Below are 18710 nucleotides of genomic sequence, written 5' to 3' on the forward strand. Positions count from 1 at the left end.
TTCCGTCCCCACGGGGCTCTGCGTACCGTCGTCCCCCACAAGGAGTGCCCGTGCCGCCGTCCGTCCCGTCCCTGCCGCGACGCGTCGCACGCATACTGCGTACCTCACTCTTCGCGCAGGTCGCCTGCGCGCTCGTGCTCGGAATCGTCGTCGGAAAGCTGTGGCCCGACGTGGCCACGGACCTCCAGCCCCTCGGCGACGGTTTCACCCGGCTCATCAAGACGATCATCTCGCCGCTCGTGTTCTGTGTGGTCGTCGTCGGTATCGCCAAGGCCGGTGACCTCAAGGCGTTCGGCCGGATCGGGCTCAAGGCCCTGATCTGGTTCGAGGTCGCGAGCACGCTCGCCCTGCTCATCGGGCTCCTCGCCGCCAACGTCGTCCAGCCCGGTTCGGGGATGAACGTCGACCCGTCCACGCTGGACGCCTCGGCCGTCGACGCGAAGACGGGCGGCGGCTCGCTGCCCTCGACCACCGAGTTCATCGTGAACGCGCTGCCCACCAGTTTCATCGGCGCCTTCGCCGAGAACTCCCTGCTTCAAGTGCTCATCCTGGCCTGTCTGGTGGGCGCCGCGCTGCTGCACATCGGGCACACCAAGGTGCCGCAGGTGCTCCCCGCGATCGAGCAGGCCCAGGAGATCATCTTCGCGATCGTCGGCTTCGTCATGCGACTGGCCCCGATCGCGGTGTTCGGCGCGATGGCCGTCCTGATCGGCAACTACGGGCTCGGCGTCATCGAGACCTACGGCAAGCTGATCATCCTGTGCTACGCGGCGGCGGCCTTCTTCGTCGCGCTCCTCGCCGTGGCCCTGCGCGTGGTGACCGGGCTCAGCCTCTGGAAGTTCCTGCGCTACATCCGCGAGGAGATGCTGCTCGCGCTCGGCACCGCCTCCACCGAGTCGGTCATGCCGCGTGTGATGCAGAAGCTGCGCAAGGCGGGCGCCCGCGACGACGCCGTGGGTCTGGTGCTGCCCACGGGGTACTCCTTCAACCTCGACGGCGCCTCGCTGTACCTGTCCATCGGCACGCTGTTCATCGCCCAGGCCGTGGGCGTGGACCTGAGCCTGGGCCAGCAGGTCACCGTCGTCCTGGTGCTGATGCTGACCAGCAAGGGCATGGCGGGCATCCCCGGTTCGGCCTTCCTCGCGCTGTCCGCGACCGCGTCCTCGCTGGGGGCCATCCCGGCCGGCGCCGTCGCCCTGCTGCTCGGTGTGGACCGCATCATGGACTCGATGCGCGTCGTCACCAACCTCCTCGGCAACTGCGTCGCGGTCTTCGCGGTCTCCCGCTGGGAGGGGGCGCTGGACCTGGACCGGGCGAAGAAGGTGCTGGACGGCGAGGTCGTCGTCGAGGGCGAGGAAGACCCGGACCGGCAGACGCCGGCGGTCGTGGTGCCCACCCAGAAGACGAAGGAGACCGCGCCCGACGCAGGCTGACGTCCCGCCGGCCGGTCGTACAGTTCCCCGCGCCCCTCCAGGCAGGTCCAATGGACCGATCTTCAAGGGGCGCGGGGAACTGCGCGATCAACCCCCACTCACCCGCAGCCACCCGCGAACCACACCGCTCCCCACCCGTCGCGCCTCAGCACTTCCTCTCCGGCACCCCGTCCACCAGCGTGTCCAGCAGCCCACCCAGTACCTCGCGCTGCGCGTCCGTCAGTGGTGCCAGGATCTCCTCCGCGGCCGACCGTCGCGCCCCCCTCAGCTCGCGCAGCGCCTTCTCGCCGTCCGCCGTGAGCTCGATCCGGATCACCCGCCGGTTCGTGGGATCGGGCACCCGCCGCACCTTGCCGCCCGCCTCCAGTCCGTCGACCAGTGTCGTCACCGCCCGCGGGACCACCTCGAGGCGCTCGGCGAGGTCGGCCATCCGCGGCGGTGAGCTGTAGCAGGCCAGCGTGCGCAGCAGGCGCGACTGCGCCGGCGTGACGCCGAGGCCGCACAGCTCGATGTGCCGCTTCTGGATCCGGTGCACCCGGCGGGTGAACCGCAGCAGTTGCTCGGCGAGCACGCTGTCGGAATCGGGGGTGGTCATGCGGGAACAATATCAGGATGCCGTTCATTGTGAGTATAGGTAACAATGAGCTATGCTCCGCCCGTCCCGCCCACTCACCTCCCGTAGGAGCCCATGCACCCCGACAAACCAGATTCCTGGACCCCGTCCGCCGACGCCGAGGGACAGCCCCGGCAGGTGCGCCGCATCCTCGGCCTCTTCCGCCCCTACCGCGGCCGTCTCGCGGTCGTCGGCCTCCTCGTCGGCGCCTCGTCGCTGGTCTCGGTCGCCACCCCCTTCCTGTTGAAGGAGACCCTCGACGTCGCCATTCCCGAGGGGCGCACCGGGCTGCTGAGCCTGCTCGCCCTCGGCATGATCCTCAGCGCCGTCCTCAGCAGCGTCTTCGGTGTCCTGCAGACGCTGATCTCCACGACCGTCGGCCAGCGCGTCATGCACGACCTGCGCACCGCCGTCTACGGCCGGCTGCAGCGCATGTCCCTCGCCTTCTTCACGCGCACGCGTACCGGCGAGGTGCAGTCCCGCATCGCCAACGACATCGGCGGCATGCAGGCCACCGTCACCTCCACGGCCACCTCCCTGGTCTCCAACTTCACCAGCGTGGTGGCCACCGTCATCGCGATGATCGCCCTCGACTGGCGGCTGACCGTCGTCTCCCTGCTCCTGCTGCCGGTCTTCGTGTGGATCAGCCGCCGCGTGGGCAACGAACGCAAGAAGATCACCACCCAGCGCCAGAAGCAGATGGCCGCCATGGCCGCCACGGTCACCGAGTCGCTGTCGGTCAGCGGCATCCTGCTCGGCCGCACCATGGGCCGCGCCGACTCGCTCACGCAGTCCTTCGCCGACGAGTCCGAGCGACTGGTCGACCTGGAAGTGAAGTCCAACATGGCCGGCCGCTGGCGCATGGCCGTGATCACGATCGTCATGGCCGCGATGCCCGCGGTCATCTACTGGACCGCCGGCACGGCCCTCCAGTTCGGTGGCCCGGACGCCTCCCTCGGCACGATCGTCGCCTTCGTCTCGCTCCAGCAGGGCCTCTTCCGCCCCGCCGTCAGCCTGCTGGCCACCGGTGTGCAGATCCAGACCTCCCTCGCGCTCTTCCAGCGCATCTTCGAGTACCTCGACCTGCCGATCGACATCACCGAGCGCCCGGACCCGGTCCACCTCGACCAGATCAAGGGCGAGGTCCGCTTCGAGAAGGTCGCCTTCGCCTACGACGACAAGGGCGGGCAGCCCGTCCTCGACGGCATCGACGTCACCGTCCCCGCCGGCGGCAGCCTCGCGATCGTCGGCCCGACCGGGGCCGGCAAGTCCACCCTGGGCTATCTGGTGCCGCGCCTGTACGACGTGACCGGCGGCCGGGTCACCCTCGACGGCGTCGACGTCCGCGACCTCGACTTCGACACCCTCGCGCGCGCGGTCGGCGTCGTCTCGCAGGAGACGTACCTCTTCCACGCCACGGTCGCCGACAATCTGCGCTTCGCCAAGCCCGACGCCACCGATGAGGAACTGCACGCCGCCGCCCGCGCCGCGCAGATCCACGACCACATCTCCGCCCTGCCCGATGGCTACGACACGGTCGTCGGCGAGCGCGGCCACCGCTTCTCCGGCGGTGAGAAGCAGCGCCTCGCGATCGCCCGCACCATCCTGCGCGACCCGCCGGTGCTGATCCTCGACGAGGCGACCAGCGCCCTGGACACCCGCACCGAGCACGCCGTCCAGGAGGCCATCGACGCACTCTCCGCCAACCGCACCACGCTCACCATCGCCCACCGGCTGTCCACCGTGCGCGGTGCCGACCAGATCGTGGTCCTCGACGCCGGCCGGCTGGCCGAACGGGGAACGCACGAGGAGCTGTTGGAGCGGGACGGGCGGTACGCGGCCCTGGTGCGGCGGGACGCCAGTCTGGAGCCGACAAGATGATAATAGGCTGGGCTGTGACCGGTTATGCCAGATTTGTGACCATGTGAGGGTTACCGTGCCCGCATGCAGATGAACACTCCGCCACGGAGCACGATTCGACTGACGCGTCGAGGCCGTCTCGCCCTCATCGCGACCGGAGCCGTCGTGGCCGGTACCGCCGTGGCGGTGCCGCTGCTGAGCACCGGGGAGCAGAAAGCGCAGGAGGCGCCGAAGAAGCCGACCACCCTGGTCATCCCGGAGGGCTGGCGCGCGAGCCAGATCTACGAGGCCGTCGACAAGGCCCTTGCCCTGCCCGCCGGCACCACCAAGAAGGCGCTGCCCCAGGCCGCCCTGAAGCTGCCGAACGACGCCGAGGGCAACCCTGAGGGCTACCTCTTCCCGGCGACGTATCCGCTGGGCGAGAAGTCGACCCCGCAGGCGATGCTGGCGTACATGGTCGACACGGCGAACAAGAAGTTCAACGGGGCGCCGATCACCGCGGGCGCCCAGCGCAACGCCATGAACGTCTACCAGGCGGTCACCATCGCCAGCCTCGTCCAGGCGGAGGCCGCCACCAAGGCGGACATGGGAAAGGTGGCCCGGGTCGTCTTCAACCGGCTGGAGCGCGGCATGCCGCTGCAGATGGACTCCACCATCAACTACGCCCTGAACCGCTCCACCTTGCGGACCACGGAGAGCGACACCCGCATCGAGAGCCCCTACAACTCCTACCAGCGCATGGGTCTGCCACCGACCCCGGTCGACAACCCCGGCGAGGAGGCGATGCGCGCCGCCCTCAACCCCACTCCGGGCAACTGGCTGTACTTCGTCACGGTGAAGCCGGGCGACACCCGTTTCACCGCGGACTACCAGGAGCACCAGCGCAACGTCGCAGAGTTCAACCGCACCCGGCAGAGCCCGACGGCGCAGGCGGCCCGGTGACGGGACGGGGCGTCAGGCGGCGACCTGCTGCCGGTCCGGCTTGTCCCCGGCCTCCTCGGCCAGCAGTCGTCTGATGTCCCGCACGGCCGCGCGGCCCGCCCGGTTGGCGCCGATGGTGCTGGCCGACGGCCCGTAGCCGACCAGATGGACCCGCGGGTCGGCGACCGCGCGGGTGCCCTCGATCCGGATCCCGCCGCCCGGCTCGCGCAGCCGCAGCGGCGCGAGATGGTCGATGGCGGCCCGGAAACCCGTCGCCCATAGGATGACGTCGGCGTCGACCCGACGCCCGTCGTGCCACTCCACGCCCTGCGGGGTCATCCGGTCGAACATCGGCAGCCGGTCGAGGACGCCGTCCGCCAGCCCCTGCCGGATCGCGTCGTTCAACGGCAGCCCCGTCACGGACACCACGCTCCTCGGTGGCAGCCCCCGGCGCACCCGCTCCTCCACGAGCGCGACCGCCGCACGGCCCGCCTCCTCGTCGAAGGGCCCCTCACGGAACACGGGCGGCCGCCGCGTCACCCACGTCGTGGCGGCGGCGTACGGCGCGATCTCCAGCAGATGCTGCGTACCGGAAGCACCCCCGCCCACCACGATCACGCGCTGCCCGGCGAACGCCTCGGGCCCCGGGTACCGCGCGGTGTGCAACTGCCGTCCGCGAAAGGCATCCTGGCCCGGACAGCGCGGCCAGAACGGCCGGTCCCAGGTCCCGGTCGCATTGATCAGGGCGCGCGTGGACCACGTACCGTCGGACGTCTCGACGAGCAGCCGGCCGCCGGACCCCTCGCGCACGGCGCGCACGTCCACCGGCCGCCGGACCCGCAGGTCGAAGGTGCGCTCATAGGTGTCGAAATACTCGGCGATCACCTCGGACGACGCCCGCGCCGGGTCGGCCCCCGTGAGCTCCATGCCCGGCAGCGCGTGCATCCCGTGCACCTTGCCGTACGTCAGTGAGGGCCACCGGAACTGCCAGGCGCCGCCCGGGCCGGGCGCGTGGTCCAGCACCACGAAGTCGCGCTCCGGCTCGAAGCCGCTGCGCCGCAGGTGATAGGCGCCGGCCAGTCCCGCCTGGCCGGCGCCTATGACGACCACCTCGACCTCATGTGTCTCGTTCACGCTTCCACCAACAGCGCGGATCGAGCGGATCTTCCCGGGGACACATATCCGGAACAGCCCGGACACCAGGGCGAGTCCGGTGTCGACGACCGGGGCCGGCGGGGCGGAGGCCGCCCGCGGCAGGTCGATGTGACCGCGCGTGGTGAGCAGGTCGTAGCCAGGCCGCATGGGCATGATCAGCGGTCGTCTCGCGGAACGGACTCCCCGTATCACCGTCCGACGGCCGGTCGGCCGCGAACCTGGTGTACGGGTCCGCGTCGGGTCGGCCGCGGAAGCCGGACCATGGGTCAGGATGGCGTCATGTCAGATGCGTTCACCACCCGAGTACTGCACGTCGCCTCCGGCACCCGGGAGCGGGTCGTCGACCTCACCCAGGACTGCGAGGCGTTCCTGCGGGAGGCCGCCGCCGGCCGGGACGGCCTCCTGAACATCTTCGTCCCGCACGCCACCGCCGGTATCGCCGTCATCGAGACGGGCGCCGGCAGCGATGACGACCTCCTCGCCGCCCTGCACACCCTGCTCCCGGCCGACGACCGCTGGCAGCACCGCCACGGCAGCCCCGGCCACGGCCGCGACCACGTCCTCCCGGCCTTCGTCCCGCCCCACGCGACCCTGCCGGTGGTGGCCGGAAGGCTGGAGCTGGGCACCTGGCAGTCGGTGTGCCTGGTGGACACCAACAAGGACAATCCCGACCGTCAGGTCCGGCTGAGTTTCCTTGGTTAGTCGACCTGGTGAGACCCGTCAGCGGCGCGGACGCTCCAGAGTGAGCAGCAGGCCCTCGACGGCACCGGGACCGATACGGCCCTTGACGTCGGCGGACGTGATCGCCTTGAGGGCCCAGCCGTCCTCGGCGTGCTTGTTCAGAACCTTCTCCAGCTTGTCGCTGTCCAGTGCGTCTCCGATCAGTGACTCGCGGAAGGTGACGACCTTGTACTCGAGTGCGTGGAGGTTGCTCATGTCTGAGGCCTTCCCATGGATGGACTGTCTGACGGAACCGGGGACAGCCAATCATCGTTCGATGCTGCCGAGCACAGCGGGGTGGTGTAATCCGAGAATGACTCCTTTTATTGATGTTGGAGACAAATCCGGGTGAATGTATCCATCGTGCTAGGCTTGGCGCTAGTTGCAGTTGTAGTTCCCGAACTTCAAGTGCCTCGGCGATCGCATTTCGTCGGGCACTTGTGCATCTCCGGTTCATATCCGGGCGGGGCTCATTGTGGCAATTCGGGGGCCCACGAATGTGGGCTCCCTGGCGATGCCCCGAAGGAGACATGGCATGGCTACTGGCACCGTCAAGTGGTTCAACGCGGAAAAGGGTTTCGGCTTCATCGAGCAGGACGGCGGCGGCCCCGACGTCTTCGCCCACTACTCGAACATCGCAGCCCAGGGCTTCCGTGAGCTCCAGGAAGGCCAGAGGGTGAACTTCGACGTCACGCAGGGCCAGAAGGGTCCGCAGGCGGAGAACATTACTCCCGCCTGACGTCGAAGTGTGCGAGACGACTGGGGTTTCACTTTGCAGTGAGACCCCAGCTTGCTGCTTTATTGGGGAGGTTATCCGTGCGTCCGGGGCTGCCGCAACCGGGCCGCGAGCTCTCCCGGCAGGACGTCGCGGTTTGCCGGAGTCAGTTGGACGACCTCGATGTCGGAGCGCCGCTTGAGGGCGTCGGTGAACGGATCGCGGTGCGTGTGGACCGTGGCGACGACGTCGACCTCTGCGACGAACAGCGCGTCGATCGCGTGCCGGAACGGCGTGCAGGCCAGTTCCATACGCCCCAGCTCGTCGATGAGCACCAGCCGCCCTGTCGCTGCCGGCCGAAGCGACGGCAGCGCCAGTCGTTCCATGACGCCCGGGTCGACGCCGTATTTCCCCACCCGTGGCGGACCGGGCAGGTCGACGTGGGCGAGCACTTCCCGTCGGCCTGTCAGGGTCTCCAGGGCGAAACCGACGCGGGCGCCGGACTGCCGGATCTCCTCCGTGGTGAAGCCGGTGGCCGCGTGGGTGGGCAGCAGCGCGGCCAGCCGACGCAGGGTGGTCGTCTTGCCCGCGCCCGGGCGGCCCTCGAGCAGGATCCTTGTCGGCACAACTCCATCTTCACCCCTCGACCGAACGGGCGTCTTCGGGGTGCGGACCGGTGCCGGTGCCGCCGTTGCGGGTACAGCGGCGCGCATGAGCGGCATTGAACTCAGCAGCACCGCGTTCGACGACAACACGGTGATCCCCCATCGGTACAGCGGGGAGGGTGAGAACATCTCACCGCCCCTGACCTGGTCGGGGGTGCCCCACGAGGCCACGGAGCTGGTGCTCCTGTGCGAGGACCCGGACGCACCGGGGGCGACCTTCCTGCACTGGCTGGTGACCGGCATCGATCCGGGGATCACCGGGGCGGCGGAGGGCCAGAAGCCCCACGGGGGCCTGCCGTGGCCCAACGGCTTCGGCCGCGTGGGCTGGGGAGGGCCGATGCCCCCACCGGGGCACGGGCCGCACCGCTACTTCTTCCGCCTGTACGCCCTGTCCGAGCCGCTGCCGCTGCACGAACACCCGGGCGCCGAGGACGTCCACCGCGCCCTGAAGGGCAGGGAGCTGGCCTCCGGCACCCTGGTCGGGACCTATCAGCGCTGATCGCGTCACCGCCGGTCGTAGCCATGGGCGCCGTACAGCCGGACGAACCGTGCCGCGGTGACCGTCCTGCGGTGCACGAGGTCGCGGGCCCGCCGCTCGTACAGCTCGACGCGCTCCTGCCCGCCCCGCCCGATCGGCTGGACGAGCCGGCCACCGGCGCGGAGCTGATCCACGAGCGGCTCGGGCACGCGCGGAAAGGCCGCGCAGACGATGACGGCGTCGTACGGGGCATGCGTCGGCATCCCGAGGGTCCCGTCGCCGAGGACGACCTCGGCATTGCCGACGCCCTGCCCGGCCAGCCGCAGGCGGGCCTCGTCGACCAGGTCGGGCCAACGCTCGACGCTGACGACGTACGCGGCCAGGCGGGCCAGCAGCGCGGTCTGCCAGCCGTATCCGGTCCCGACCTCCAGGACCTGTTCGTCTCCGGTGAGGCCGAGAGCGGAGACCATCATGGCGATCAGCGAGGGCTGGGTGGTCACCTGCCCGTGGGGGAGCCGAACGGGCGTGTCCCGGTACGCGGACGCCACCTCGTCCGCGGGGACGAATTCCGCCCGGGGGATGCTCCGTACGGCCTCCAGGAGACGGGCGTCGGTCACGCCCACGGCGTGGGCCGCGCGGACCAGGTCCTCGGGGGCCGTCCCGTTATGGGCCATCGGACCGCGGGGCCGTGGCGGTGGCGCCGGCGGCCCCGGTCGTGGTGGGTCCCGGTCCGACCACGATTCCCTTCGGCGCCGGCGTGCCGCTGATCTCGGCCGTACTGTCCATGTGCCCCGTCCGCCGCTCATACGCCGCGCCGCCGCTCCGGCCCGGTGTCGGCATGGTCCGCGCCCGGCGCGATCCGGACGGGGTCCCCGGGTCGGTGTACCGCAGCAGGGCGCCCACGCCCTCGTCCAGCCCCAACTCGCTCTCCGGTACGACGACCAGCTCGGCACCGGTACCGACGAGGGCCCGGACGAGGGCCTCGTCGGCGTGCTCCTCGCGCGGAGCCCGCACGCCGAAGGACATCAGCTCCGCCTCGGTCAGGGCGAGCTGAGTGGGCTGGGAGCCCGCCCAGAACCGCAGGGAAGACCCTGGCGGCCGGTTCAGCAGCAGTGCCGCGACCTGGCCGCGCTGGAGGGCGGCGACGGTGGCGGCCAGGCCCTCCGTCATGGGTCCGTCCAGGGCGCGCCGGCCGATGAAGATGTCCACGAGTTCCCGGTCGTGCGCGGCCATGCGGCCGCGGAAGACGCCGTCGAGCTGCGGCTCCAACAGGGCGCGTCCGGTGTCGGTGGGGGTCCGGCCGCCCACGCGGACCACCTTGTCCCGCAGGGTGTGCGGCAGACGGCGGATCAGTACGTTGCACGCCCACTCGTCCCCGCCCACGACGACGGCGTCGGCATGGGCGCGCCGCGCCCGTTCGTCCAGCCGATGGCCGAGCCGGAGACAGGTGCGGTGCCAGGTCGCCACCGTGACCCTGCGGTGCAGCCGCTCACCCGGGGTGACGGTGGACGCGGGCCAGGTGCCGGTCTCCGCCTCCACAGTCACCCAGCCGTGGGTCTCGGCGGTCGGAAGGCCGCCGTAGTGGACCACCACGGCCATGTAGGGGATCTCCGGAACGTGCTGGGTGACCAGGGGCATCGCGTCCGGCAGGGTGCTGTAGCGCGCGGAGTCGTGCTCGGGCGGCCTGGGCAGCTCTCCGTCCAGGACGAGCGTGCCGTGGGCGGCGAAGATGGCCCGACCGTGCGCCCCCGGCACCTCCGTGTCGGCGTCGACCACTTCCTCCAGTACGTTCAGCAGCGCCCGGTCCGAGCCCTGACGGGACAGACTCTCGCGCAGCCGACGCCAGCGCAGCGCGATCGCCCGCTCGGGATGCTGGACGTCTCGGGAGGTGTCCAGGTACACGGAGGCGAACGGGCCGGGCTCCGCGTAGAGGGGTTCAAGGAACGACAACCTCATCGCCACTCCTCGTCGATGGTCTCCCCTCCTTCGATGATGCGCGCCCCGGCGGGGCGATGGAGCTCGACGAGCGCAAAGCGGTGCGGAACGCGGTCAGTCCGGGATCGAGACCAGGGCGCGCCCGCGGCTCCCGGCGTCGACGCGGTCGTGGGCCTCCGCGATCTTCTCCAGCGGGTGGATCGCGCCGACGTCGACGGTGAGGGCGCCGACGGCGGCCGCGGCGGTGAGATCGCGGGCGGCCTGTCGTCGGGCGGCGGCGGGGAAGTCGTCGCTGCCGATGAGGCGAAGAGTGACGTTGTTGAACAACAGCGTCCAGAACGGGATCTCGGTGCGGTCGGCACGGGTGGCGTAGGCGGCGATCACCGCGTCGACCGCGGCGACGGCGTCGTCCAGATCGGCGTTGTCGGACAGGGACACCTCCACGATGCGGTGCACGCCCTCGGGTGCGTACGCGCGGATCGCCGCCGCCGGGTCGGCGGTGTCCAGGGCGACGGCGTGGGAGACGACGGCGGGGTCGACGCGGTCCAGATCGCCGCTGCGGCGCACCGTGGCGAGCACGGTCGCCCCGCCCCAACGGGCGAGCTGCGCCGCCACTGACCCCACCCCGCCGAGGACGCCGTGCACCAGCACGAGCCTGCCGTCGACCGGGCCGTCGGCGAAGACCGCGCGGTGGGCGGTGATCCCGGGAATGCCGAGACTCGCCCCGAGTTCGTCGCTCAGGTGCTCGGGCAGGGGTACGGCCAGGTCCTGGGGGACGACGGTGTACCGGGCGGCCGTGCCGAACGGGCGGTAGGACTGCGCGCCGTACACCCACACCCGCTGCCCGACGCGCCGGGTGTCGACCCCGTCGCCCACGGCGTCGACGACACCGGCGGCATCGCTGTGCGGGATCACCCGCGGGTAGGGCATCGAGGAACCGAGCCATCCGCGCCGCTTCTTGGTGTCGCCGGGGTTGACGCCCGAAAGGGTCACCCGGACGCGGACCTCGCCGGGGCCGGGGGTGGGGTCGGGCAGTTCGCCGACGTGCAGGACGTCGGCGGCGGGGCCCTGTTCGTCGTACCAGGACGCGAGCATGCGGTCTCCTCGGTGCGGGGTTCCCGGTCACGGTCCAGGATCCCGGATACGGCTCCCCGATACGGGTCCCGGATACGGATCCCGGATACGGATCCCGGATACGGATCCTGGCGAGGTCTCCCCGTCCGCCCCCTCCGGTGCGGTCCGCCCTGCGCACGTGCCGAGCCGGTGCCAAGCTGGAGCCATGTCGGGCAACGGGCCGGCCGTCTCCCGCCGGGAGTTCGACGCACTCTTCGACGCGGTGCGCACCTGGGGCCGCTGGGACCGGGCCGACCGCGGTGCCTGGAACCGGGTGGGCGCGGACCACGTACGGCGGGCCACGGCCGGAGTGCGGTCCGGCACGGTCGTCCCGCTGGCGCTTCCCTGGAACACCCGGTCCGGCCCCGACAACCCCAAGCCCGCCCTGCACCACATGACCGACCTCGGTGACGTGGAGAGCCCCGAACCCGCCGCCCACAAGGACTTCATCGCCGTCGACTACCACGGCAGGGGCGTCACCCATCTCGACGCCCTGTGCCACATCGCCTACCGGGGGCAGCTCTACGACGGCCGGACCGCGCAGGAGGTCGTCGACGCCGCCGGCGCCCGCTTCGGCTCGGTGTCGGCGCTCGGGCCGCTGGTGACGCGGGGGGTGCTCCTGGACCTGCCCGCCGTCCTCGGGACCCGCTGGCTGGAGCCGGGGCAGGCGGTACGCGCGCGGGACGTCGCCGCCGCGGAGCAGGCGCTCGGTGTGACGATCGGTGAGGGCGACGCGGTGCTGCTGCGCACCGGACACGTCCGCCGCCGTACGGAGCTCGGCGCCTGGGACTCGGGCGCCGAGAGCGCGGGCTTCCACGTGGACGCCGTACCGCTGCTGGCCGAGCGGGACGTGGCGCTGCTCGGCAGCGACGGCGACAGCGATGTGCGGCCCTCGCCCGTGGCCGGGGTGCACTCACCGGTCCATGTCCTGGCCGTCACCGCGATGGGGGTGCCGCTGCTGGACAACCTCGATCTGGAAGCCCTCTCGGCCGCCACCGCGGAGGCGGGCCGGTATGAGTTCCTGCTGGTCGTGGCGCCGCTGAACATTCCTCGCGGGACCGGCTCACCGGTCAGCCCGGTCGCCGTCCTGTGACGGCCGGCCGTCGGGCGATCACCGTGGGTGAGGGATCCGCCGGACCATGACTCCCGGCCGGTATGTCCGTATCCTCGTCAATGTCGGATTCTTTGCTCGAGGATCCTTTACCAAGCGCGCAACGCGGGAACGAGCGCGGGCGCGGGTGAGGCGCAGAGTGGTTCAGTCCGGGAGTGATCGGATAACGGCGGGGCGTGTCACGGGCGGCACGGGTCCCGCCCGTTTCCGTGAGCGTTTTCTGCAGGGTGAGCAGGTCGATCAGGGAGTACGGACCTCGATCCTGGACTCCTGGCAGCGCTGCCGTTCCCTGGGGCTCTCGCCGGACCAGGCCGACCTCCCCTTCCGTGAGGACTTCGAGGCGGACGGCCGGATCGTCCACGCGGCCGCGCCGGTGCTCGACCGGCTGCAGTCCCTGTTCTCCGGCAGCAAGGTCAACATCTCGGTCGCCGACGCGAACGGGACGGTCCTTCTGCGCCGCTTCGGCGAGGAGTCCCTGGCCCGTAGCCTTCCGGCGATCCAGCGGGTCCCGGGCTTCGTCTTCGCCGAGCAGTACGCCGGTACGAACGGCATCGGTCTCGCCCTGGCGGAACGGCAGCTCATCCGCGTCTACGGCGCCGAACACTTCGCGGAACGCTCCCAGGCGAACGCGTGCGTGGCGCTTCCCGTCCGCGACCCGCTCAACGGACGCATCGAGGGCGTCCTGTGTTTCGGCTACCCCCGCGGCTTCGAGAACCCGGCGCTCGGGGCCGTGATCCACAAGGCGGCACAGGCCATGGAGCGGCGGCTGCTCGGGCAGAGTTCCGCGCGGGAACGCGGCCTGCTGCGGGCGTACCTGGCCGCCGGGGCCGAGGCCGGTGTCGGCCCGCGGAGGGATCTCGCGGTGGACGAGCCGGCCCTCGACCTGCACGCCGACGACCGGGCGGTCCTCATGGAGAAGGCCGCCGAGCTGATCTCACGCGCGCAGCGGGCCGCCGTGGACGTGCCGCTGCCCGACGGCCGCCGCGTCACGCTCGTGAGCCGCCCGATGACGAGCGCCTCAGGGGTGGAGGGTGTCGCCATCGAGGCCGTTGTTCCCGGCTCCTCGACGGCGGGGCCCCTGGTCGTCCCGGGCCGGGGGGCCGAGCTGCCGGGCTTCCCGACCCCCGCCGAGCCCGTCGAACCCGTAGAACCCGCCGTCGCCGCCGTCTCCCGGCTCGCGCGACTCGCCGTCGCCCCGTGGGCCGGGCGCGTTCCCCGGAGCGCGGCGGGCAGCCGGGGCGCCGCCGACGGCGGGGGCCCGACCATCCAACGCCCGCACGGTGACGCCGTCCGCCGCCCCGACAGCGCCGCCGTCCGCGGCTCCGACAGTGACGCCGCCGTCCCCGGCCCCGGCAGTGACGTCGTCCACGGTCCCGAGAGTGCCACCTTCCACGGCCCCGACGGCGGCACCCTCAGCGACGGCGCAACGAACGGTTCCCCCGAGCCGCCGCCCTCGGCCAGAGGGCTCGTCATGGTGGGGGAGCCGCAGGTGGGGGCGTACGCCCTGGCCGCGCGCCGCCGGCTGGAGCTGCTGTCCGAGGCCAGCGCCCGCATAGGCACCACCCTGGACGTGCGCCGCACCGCCGAGGAGCTCGCCGAGACGGCCGTCCCGCGACTGGCCGACTACGTCACCGTCGACCTCCCCGATGCCGTACTGCGCGGCGAGGAGTCCGCAGACCCCGTCGGCGACCTGTGCCGGGCCGTGGTCCACGGCATCCGCGGCGATCTCCCCTTCACCCCGGTCGGCAAGCGGCCCGACTTCGGCCCGACCGCGCCCCAGCGGCGCGCACTGACCAGCGGGCAGGCGGTGCTGGAACCGGACCTGGCGAGCGCCGCGGGCTGGCTCGCCCAGGATCCCGAGTACACCGAACAGCTGCTGGCCCATGTGGACTCCCTCGTCGCGGTCCCCCTGGTGGCCCGCGGAGTCGTCCTGGGTGTCGTCAGCTTCTACCGCGCCCAGGAACCCGCACCCTTCGGCGACGACGACCGCTCACTGGCCCAGGAGCTCGCCACCCGCGCGGCCCTGTCCATCGACAACGCGCGGCGCTACACGCACGAACGCGCCATGGTCCTGGCCCTGCAGCGCAGGCTGCTCCCGCACGGGCTGCCCGACCAGGAAGCCGTCGAGGTCGCCCACCGCTATCTGCCCGCCGAAGCCGACGTGGGCGGCGACTGGTACGACGTCATCCCCCTCTCCGGCGCCCGTATCGGCCTGCTGGTCGGCGACGTCGTCGGCCACGGCATGCTCTCCGCCGCCACCATGGGCCGGCTGCGCACCGCCGCACGCAGTTTCGCCGAACTCGACTTCCCGCCGGACGAGGTCCTCGTCCACCTCGACAACCTCGTGGGACGCCTGGACCGGGAGGACCCCGACGGCGAGGGCGCCGGCATCATCGGCGCGACCTGCCTGTACGTCATCTACGACCCGACCGTGCAACGGTGCGTCATGGCCCGCGCCGGCCACCCGCCGCCCGCGCTGGTCCGCCCCGACGGCAACGTGTCCTATCCCGACCTGCCCGCCGGGCCCCCGCTCGGTCTCGGGGGACTGCCCTTCGACGCCGTGGAGATCGACCTCCCCGAGGACAGCCAGCTGGTCCTCTACACCGACGGACTGATCGAGGACCGCAACCGCGACGTCGACGTGGTCCTCGACCAGCTGCGCGGGGCCCTGGCCCATCACCCGGAGCGCACCCCCGAGGACACCTGCCAGGCGATCCTGGACACCGTGGCGCCCGCCCACCCGTGCGACGACATCGCCCTCCTCGTCGCCCGCACCCACGCCCTGGACCCGGACCGTGTCGCCACCTGGGAGCTGTCGGCCGACCCGGCCCTCGTCGGCGAGGTCCGGGCGTCCGCCCTCCGGCAACTGGCCGACTGGGGCCTCGACGAGGCCGCGTTCGCCGCCGAGCTGATCCTGAGCGAGCTGGTCACCAACGCCATCCGCCACGGCGCCGGGCCCATCCGGGTACGGCTGCTGCACGACCGCACCCTGATCTGCGAGGTGTCCGACACCAGCAACACCGCCCCGCATCTGCGCCGGGCGGCCAGCACCGACGAGGGCGGACGGGGACTCTTCCTCGTCGCGCAGCTGTCCCGGACCTGGGGCACGCGCTACCTGCCCGAGGGCAAGGTCATCTGGGCCGAGTGCGGGCTCGACGGCGCGTGAAGTGAATGTCTGAAATGGCATGAAAGATCCGGATAGGATCACCTCATGCGTGACGCTCCCGACAGGTCTGCGAAGGCGGCCGCGCCCTTCGCGTCGGAGCCCCTGGTCCGCATCCGCGGGCTCGGCAAGCGGTTCGGCGGGACCCTCGCGCTGGCCGGCGTCGACCTCGACGTCCACGCGGGCAGCGTCCTCGCCCTCCTCGGCCCCAACGGCGCCGGAAAGTCCACCCTCATCAAGGTGCTCGCCGGCGTCCACCACGCCGACACGGGCCGGATCACGGTGGACGGGCACCCGCTCGGCAGCCACGGCGCCTCCCGCGGCATGTCCTTCATCCACCAGGACCTCGGTCTCGTGGAGTGGATGACGGTCGCCGAGAACATCGCCCTGAGCACCGGGTATCCGCGCCGCGCCGGACTGATCTCCTGGCGGCGCACCCGTGAGCGCTGCGCCGACGCCCTGCGGACCGTGGCCGCGCATCTCGACCCCGACGCGCCGATCGCCCGGCTCGCGCCCGCCGAGCGATCGCTGGTCGCCATCGCCCGGGCCCTGGCCGCCCGCGCGAAGCTCATCGTCCTCGACGAGCCGACCGCCCGCCTCCCGGCCCCCGACTGTGCCCGGCTGTTCCACGTCCTGCACGACCTGCGCGACCGGGGACACGCCATCCTCTACGTCAGCCACCGCCTGGACGAGGTGTACGAGGTCGCCGACACCTTCGCCGTCCTGCGCGACGGCCGCCTCGTCAGCCACGGACCACTGGCGGGCCACAGCCCCGCACGCCTGGTCCACGACATCGTGGGCCCGGAACCGGCCGGCCACCCTCCGGCCCCGGCTGCCGGACCTGCCCCGGCTGCCGGACCGGCCCTGCTCACCCTCGACCGTGTACGCACCGCCGCCGCGGGACCCGTCAGTCTGGAACTGCGGGTCGGGGAAGCGCTCGGACTGGTCGGGCTCTCGGGCGCCGGACACCTGGAGCTGGGCCGGGCCCTCGCCGGCGCCCGGCCGTTGCTCGCCGGACAGGCCCGGCTGGGCGGACGGCCGTACCGCCCCGGCACGGTCGCCGACGCCGTGGGTCTCGGCGTCGGCCTCGTGCCCGGCGACCGGCTGCTTGAGGGCTGCCTCGCCGGGCTGACCGTACGGGAGAACCTCCTCGCCCACCCCGGCGCGGGCGGCCGGCCGGCGCCGCGCTGGATCGGCCCCCGCCGCGAACGTGCCGAGGCGGGCACCCTGATCGAACGCTTCTCGGTGCGCCCCCGCGACAGCGAGGCCCCGCTCGCGGTCCTGTCCGGCGGAAACCAGCAGAAGGTCATGATCGGCCGGTGGCTCCGGGCGGACCTGCGGCTGCTGATCCTCGAGGAGCCCACCGCGAGCGTGGACATCGGAGCCAAGGCCGCGATCCACCGCCTGCTCGACGAGGCGCTGGCCGCCGGCCTCGCGATCCTGCTGATCTCCACCGACTTCGAGGAGATCGCGGGCGTGTGCCGGCGTGCCCTGGTCTTCGTCCGCGGGACCGTGACGGCCGAACTGAGCGGTGCGGCCCTCACGGTCGCCGAGCTGACCCGCGCGGCCTCGGCCATGCCGCCTTCCGCGACCGGGACGTCCCCGTGACCGCCCCGCCGTCCTCCCCCTCCGCGCCCCGGGCCCGGCCGCACCGACCCGGCGGGCACCTGATCGGCGCCTACGGCCTGCTCGCCCTCACCGTCCTGCTCGTCCTGGTCTTCTCCCTCGCCCTGCCCCGCACCTTCCCCACGCTGGACACCGTCGACTCGATCCTGTCCACCCAGTCGATCCCGGCGATCCTCGCGCTCGCCGCCATGGTCCCCATCGTGACCGGCGCGTTCGACCTGTCCATCGGCTACGCCCTCGGCCTGGCCCACGTCATGGTGCTGCAGCTCGTCGTCACCGACGGCTGGCCCTGGCCGCTCGCCTGTCTCACGGTGATCGCCGGCGGAGCGGTCGTGGGCGTCCTGAACGGGGTCATCGTCGAGTTCGGCCGGATCGACTCCTTCATCGCCACTCTCGGCACCGGCAGCATGCTGTACGCCGTGACCGGCTGGGTCACCGACGGCGGCCGGATCGTGCCCGGCCCACAGGGCCTCCCGCCCGCCTTCACCGACCTCTACGACTCCACGTTCCTCGGCCTTCCGGTCCCCGCCTTCTACGTCCTCGTCCTCGCGGCCGTCCTCTGGCTGGTGCTGGAACGCTTGCCGCTCGGCCGGTACCTGTACGTCGTCGGCTCGAACCCGCGCGCGGCCGACCTCCTCGGCATCCCGACCCGCCGGTACACCGTGTACGCCTTCGCCGCGTCGGGCCTGATCACCGGCTTCGCCGGGGTGCTGCTCGCGGCCCAGCAGCAGATCGGCAATCCCAGCGTCGGCCTCGACTACCTGCTCCCCGCCTTCGCGGGCGCGCTCCTCGGCGCCACGGCGATCAGACCCGGCCGGCCCAACGCCCTCGGCACCCTGGTCGCCGTCGCCGTCCTCGCCGTGGGCCTCACCGGCATCGGACAGCTGGGCGCCGACTTCTGGACGGTCCCGCTGTTCTACGGCGGCACCCTCCTCATCGCCGTCGGCCTGGCCGGCTACGCCTCCCGCCGCAGGCTCCGCGACGGCGCCTTCGCAGCCCGCGACACCCCACCCGCCGAACCGCCCGCCCCCCCAACCTCCCCGAACCCGGGACTGGGCCCTGGCCCTGGCCCCGGCCCCGGCCCCGGACCTGGCCCCGGTCCCGGCTCTGGCCCCGGTCCCGGCTCTGGTCCCGGCTCTGGCCCCGGTCCCGGCTCTGGTCCCGGCTCTGGCCCTGGCCTCGGTCCCGGTCCCGGCCCTGGC

16 protein-coding genes and 1 pseudogene are annotated in these 18710 nt (G+C 72.1%); 10 read left to right on the forward strand and 7 right to left on the reverse strand.

What is annotated here, in order from left to right; translation table 11 throughout:
• Positions 1-50 precede the first annotated feature (50 nt).
• Complete coding sequence (locus tag ACIRF9_RS26310; protein WP_403826976.1) at positions 51-1433, forward strand: cation:dicarboxylate symporter family transporter; 1383 nt, start codon at positions 51-53, stop codon at positions 1431-1433.
• Positions 1434-1578: 145 nt separating this feature from the next.
• On the opposite strand, the gene ACIRF9_RS26315 is transcribed toward ACIRF9_RS26310, so the two are convergent.
• The gene (locus ACIRF9_RS26315; protein WP_403826978.1) at positions 1579-2028 is read right to left on the reverse strand and encodes a MarR family winged helix-turn-helix transcriptional regulator; all 450 of its coding nucleotides are present in this window, start codon (positions 2026-2028) and stop codon (positions 1579-1581) included.
• Positions 2029-2121: 93 nt separating this feature from the next.
• Here ACIRF9_RS26315 and ACIRF9_RS26320 point away from each other — a divergent pair, with 93 nt between their 5' ends.
• Both ACIRF9_RS26320 and mltG read left to right on the forward strand, forming a co-directional pair.
• Entirely contained in the window at positions 2122-3927 is a 1806-nt protein-coding gene (locus ACIRF9_RS26320) for an ABC transporter ATP-binding protein (RefSeq protein ID WP_403826980.1), read from the forward strand.
• Positions 3928-3990: 63 nt separating this feature from the next.
• The gene (gene mltG / locus ACIRF9_RS26325; RefSeq protein ID WP_403826982.1) at positions 3991-4848 is read left to right on the forward strand and encodes an endolytic transglycosylase MltG; all 858 of its coding nucleotides are present in this window, start codon (positions 3991-3993) and stop codon (positions 4846-4848) included.
• Between the two features lie 12 nt (positions 4849-4860).
• Here mltG and ACIRF9_RS26330 read toward each other — a convergent pair whose 3' ends face one another.
• Positions 4861-5961, reverse strand: coding sequence for an NAD(P)-binding domain-containing protein (locus tag ACIRF9_RS26330; protein ID WP_403827152.1), 1101 nt, complete (start codon positions 5959-5961; stop codon positions 4861-4863).
• A 300-nt stretch (positions 5962-6261) separates the two neighbouring features.
• Between ACIRF9_RS26330 and ACIRF9_RS26335 the strand changes: the two genes are divergently transcribed.
• Positions 6262-6684, forward strand: a complete 423-nt coding sequence (locus ACIRF9_RS26335; RefSeq protein ID WP_403826984.1) for a secondary thiamine-phosphate synthase enzyme YjbQ — start codon at positions 6262-6264, stop codon at positions 6682-6684.
• An 18-nt stretch (positions 6685-6702) separates the two neighbouring features.
• Here the strand turns inward: ACIRF9_RS26335 and ACIRF9_RS26340 are convergent, their stop codons facing one another.
• Positions 6703-6918: a DUF4177 domain-containing protein gene (locus ACIRF9_RS26340; RefSeq protein ID WP_403826986.1), complete on the reverse strand. Its 216-nt coding sequence runs from the start codon at positions 6916-6918 to the stop codon at positions 6703-6705.
• 319 nt (positions 6919-7237) lie between these two features.
• Between ACIRF9_RS26340 and ACIRF9_RS26345 the strand changes: the two genes are divergently transcribed.
• Positions 7238-7441, forward strand: a complete 204-nt coding sequence (locus ACIRF9_RS26345) for a cold-shock protein (RefSeq protein WP_067004365.1) — start codon at positions 7238-7240, stop codon at positions 7439-7441.
• A 71-nt stretch (positions 7442-7512) separates the two neighbouring features.
• On the opposite strand, the gene ACIRF9_RS26350 is transcribed toward ACIRF9_RS26345, so the two are convergent.
• On the reverse strand, positions 7513-8043 hold the full coding sequence (locus ACIRF9_RS26350) for a nucleoside-triphosphatase (RefSeq protein WP_403826988.1): 531 nt from the start codon (positions 8041-8043) through the stop codon (positions 7513-7515).
• An 85-nt stretch (positions 8044-8128) separates the two neighbouring features.
• On the opposite strand from ACIRF9_RS26350, the gene ACIRF9_RS26355 reads away from it, so the two are divergent.
• Entirely contained in the window at positions 8129-8581 is a 453-nt protein-coding gene (locus ACIRF9_RS26355; protein WP_403826990.1) for a YbhB/YbcL family Raf kinase inhibitor-like protein, read from the forward strand.
• A 5-nt stretch (positions 8582-8586) separates the two neighbouring features.
• On the opposite strand, the gene ACIRF9_RS26360 is transcribed toward ACIRF9_RS26355, so the two are convergent.
• From ACIRF9_RS26360 to ACIRF9_RS26370, 3 genes are all read right to left on the reverse strand, one after another.
• The gene (locus tag ACIRF9_RS26360) at positions 8587-9234 is read right to left on the reverse strand and encodes a protein-L-isoaspartate(D-aspartate) O-methyltransferase (protein ID WP_403826992.1); all 648 of its coding nucleotides are present in this window, start codon (positions 9232-9234) and stop codon (positions 8587-8589) included.
• The gene (locus ACIRF9_RS26365) at positions 9224-10516 is read right to left on the reverse strand and encodes a hypothetical protein (protein ID WP_403826994.1); all 1293 of its coding nucleotides are present in this window, start codon (positions 10514-10516) and stop codon (positions 9224-9226) included. The genes ACIRF9_RS26360 and ACIRF9_RS26365 overlap by 11 nt, the downstream gene beginning before the upstream one ends.
• Positions 10517-10609: 93 nt before the next feature.
• The gene (locus tag ACIRF9_RS26370; protein ID WP_403826996.1) at positions 10610-11590 is read right to left on the reverse strand and encodes an NADPH:quinone reductase; all 981 of its coding nucleotides are present in this window, start codon (positions 11588-11590) and stop codon (positions 10610-10612) included.
• Positions 11591-11774: 184 nt separating this feature from the next.
• On the opposite strand from ACIRF9_RS26370, the gene ACIRF9_RS26375 reads away from it, so the two are divergent.
• The 4 genes and pseudogenes from ACIRF9_RS26375 to ACIRF9_RS26390 form a co-directional block, all read left to right on the forward strand.
• Positions 11775-12701, forward strand: a complete 927-nt coding sequence (locus ACIRF9_RS26375; RefSeq protein WP_403826998.1) for a cyclase family protein — start codon at positions 11775-11777, stop codon at positions 12699-12701.
• 157 nt (positions 12702-12858) lie between these two features.
• Positions 12859-15885 carry a SpoIIE family protein phosphatase gene (locus tag ACIRF9_RS26380; protein ID WP_403827000.1) on the forward strand — a complete coding sequence of 1009 codons (3027 nt, stop codon included), beginning with the start codon at positions 12859-12861 and terminating at the stop codon, positions 15883-15885.
• Between the two features lie 45 nt (positions 15886-15930).
• Positions 15931-17490, forward strand: a complete 1560-nt coding sequence (locus ACIRF9_RS26385) for a sugar ABC transporter ATP-binding protein (RefSeq protein WP_403827002.1) — start codon at positions 15931-15933, stop codon at positions 17488-17490.
• A pseudogene (locus ACIRF9_RS26390) lies at positions 17487-18551 on the forward strand (ABC transporter permease); the annotation flags it as partial. The gene ACIRF9_RS26385 and the pseudogene ACIRF9_RS26390, both read left to right, overlap by 4 nt.
• Positions 18552-18710 lie beyond the last annotated feature (159 nt).

It is taken from the genome of Streptomyces sp. NPDC096132, from assembly GCF_044763345.1.
Classification (GTDB): domain Bacteria; phylum Actinomycetota; class Actinomycetes; order Streptomycetales; family Streptomycetaceae; genus Streptomyces.

Coding starts and splice junctions, on each gene's coding strand:
- ACIRF9_RS26315 (WP_403826978.1), bottom strand. CDS start 2,028: ATGACCACCCCCGATTCCGACAGCGTGCTCGCCGAGCAACTGCTGCGG.
- ACIRF9_RS26320 (WP_403826980.1), top strand. CDS start 2,122: ATGCACCCCGACAAACCAGATTCCTGGACCCCGTCCGCCGACGCCGAG.
- mltG (WP_403826982.1), top strand. CDS start 3,991: ATGCAGATGAACACTCCGCCACGGAGCACGATTCGACTGACGCGTCGA.
- ACIRF9_RS26335 (WP_403826984.1), top strand. CDS start 6,262: ATGTCAGATGCGTTCACCACCCGAGTACTGCACGTCGCCTCCGGCACC.
- ACIRF9_RS26340 (WP_403826986.1), bottom strand. CDS start 6,918: ATGAGCAACCTCCACGCACTCGAGTACAAGGTCGTCACCTTCCGCGAG.
- ACIRF9_RS26345 (WP_067004365.1), top strand. CDS start 7,238: ATGGCTACTGGCACCGTCAAGTGGTTCAACGCGGAAAAGGGTTTCGGC.
- ACIRF9_RS26355 (WP_403826990.1), top strand. CDS start 8,129: ATGAGCGGCATTGAACTCAGCAGCACCGCGTTCGACGACAACACGGTG.
- ACIRF9_RS26360 (WP_403826992.1), bottom strand. CDS start 9,234: ATGGCCCATAACGGGACGGCCCCCGAGGACCTGGTCCGCGCGGCCCAC.
- ACIRF9_RS26365 (WP_403826994.1), bottom strand. CDS start 10,516: ATGAGGTTGTCGTTCCTTGAACCCCTCTACGCGGAGCCCGGCCCGTTC.
- ACIRF9_RS26370 (WP_403826996.1), bottom strand. CDS start 11,590: ATGCTCGCGTCCTGGTACGACGAACAGGGCCCCGCCGCCGACGTCCTG.
- ACIRF9_RS26375 (WP_403826998.1), top strand. CDS start 11,775: ATGTCGGGCAACGGGCCGGCCGTCTCCCGCCGGGAGTTCGACGCACTC.
- ACIRF9_RS26385 (WP_403827002.1), top strand. CDS start 15,931: ATGCGTGACGCTCCCGACAGGTCTGCGAAGGCGGCCGCGCCCTTCGCG.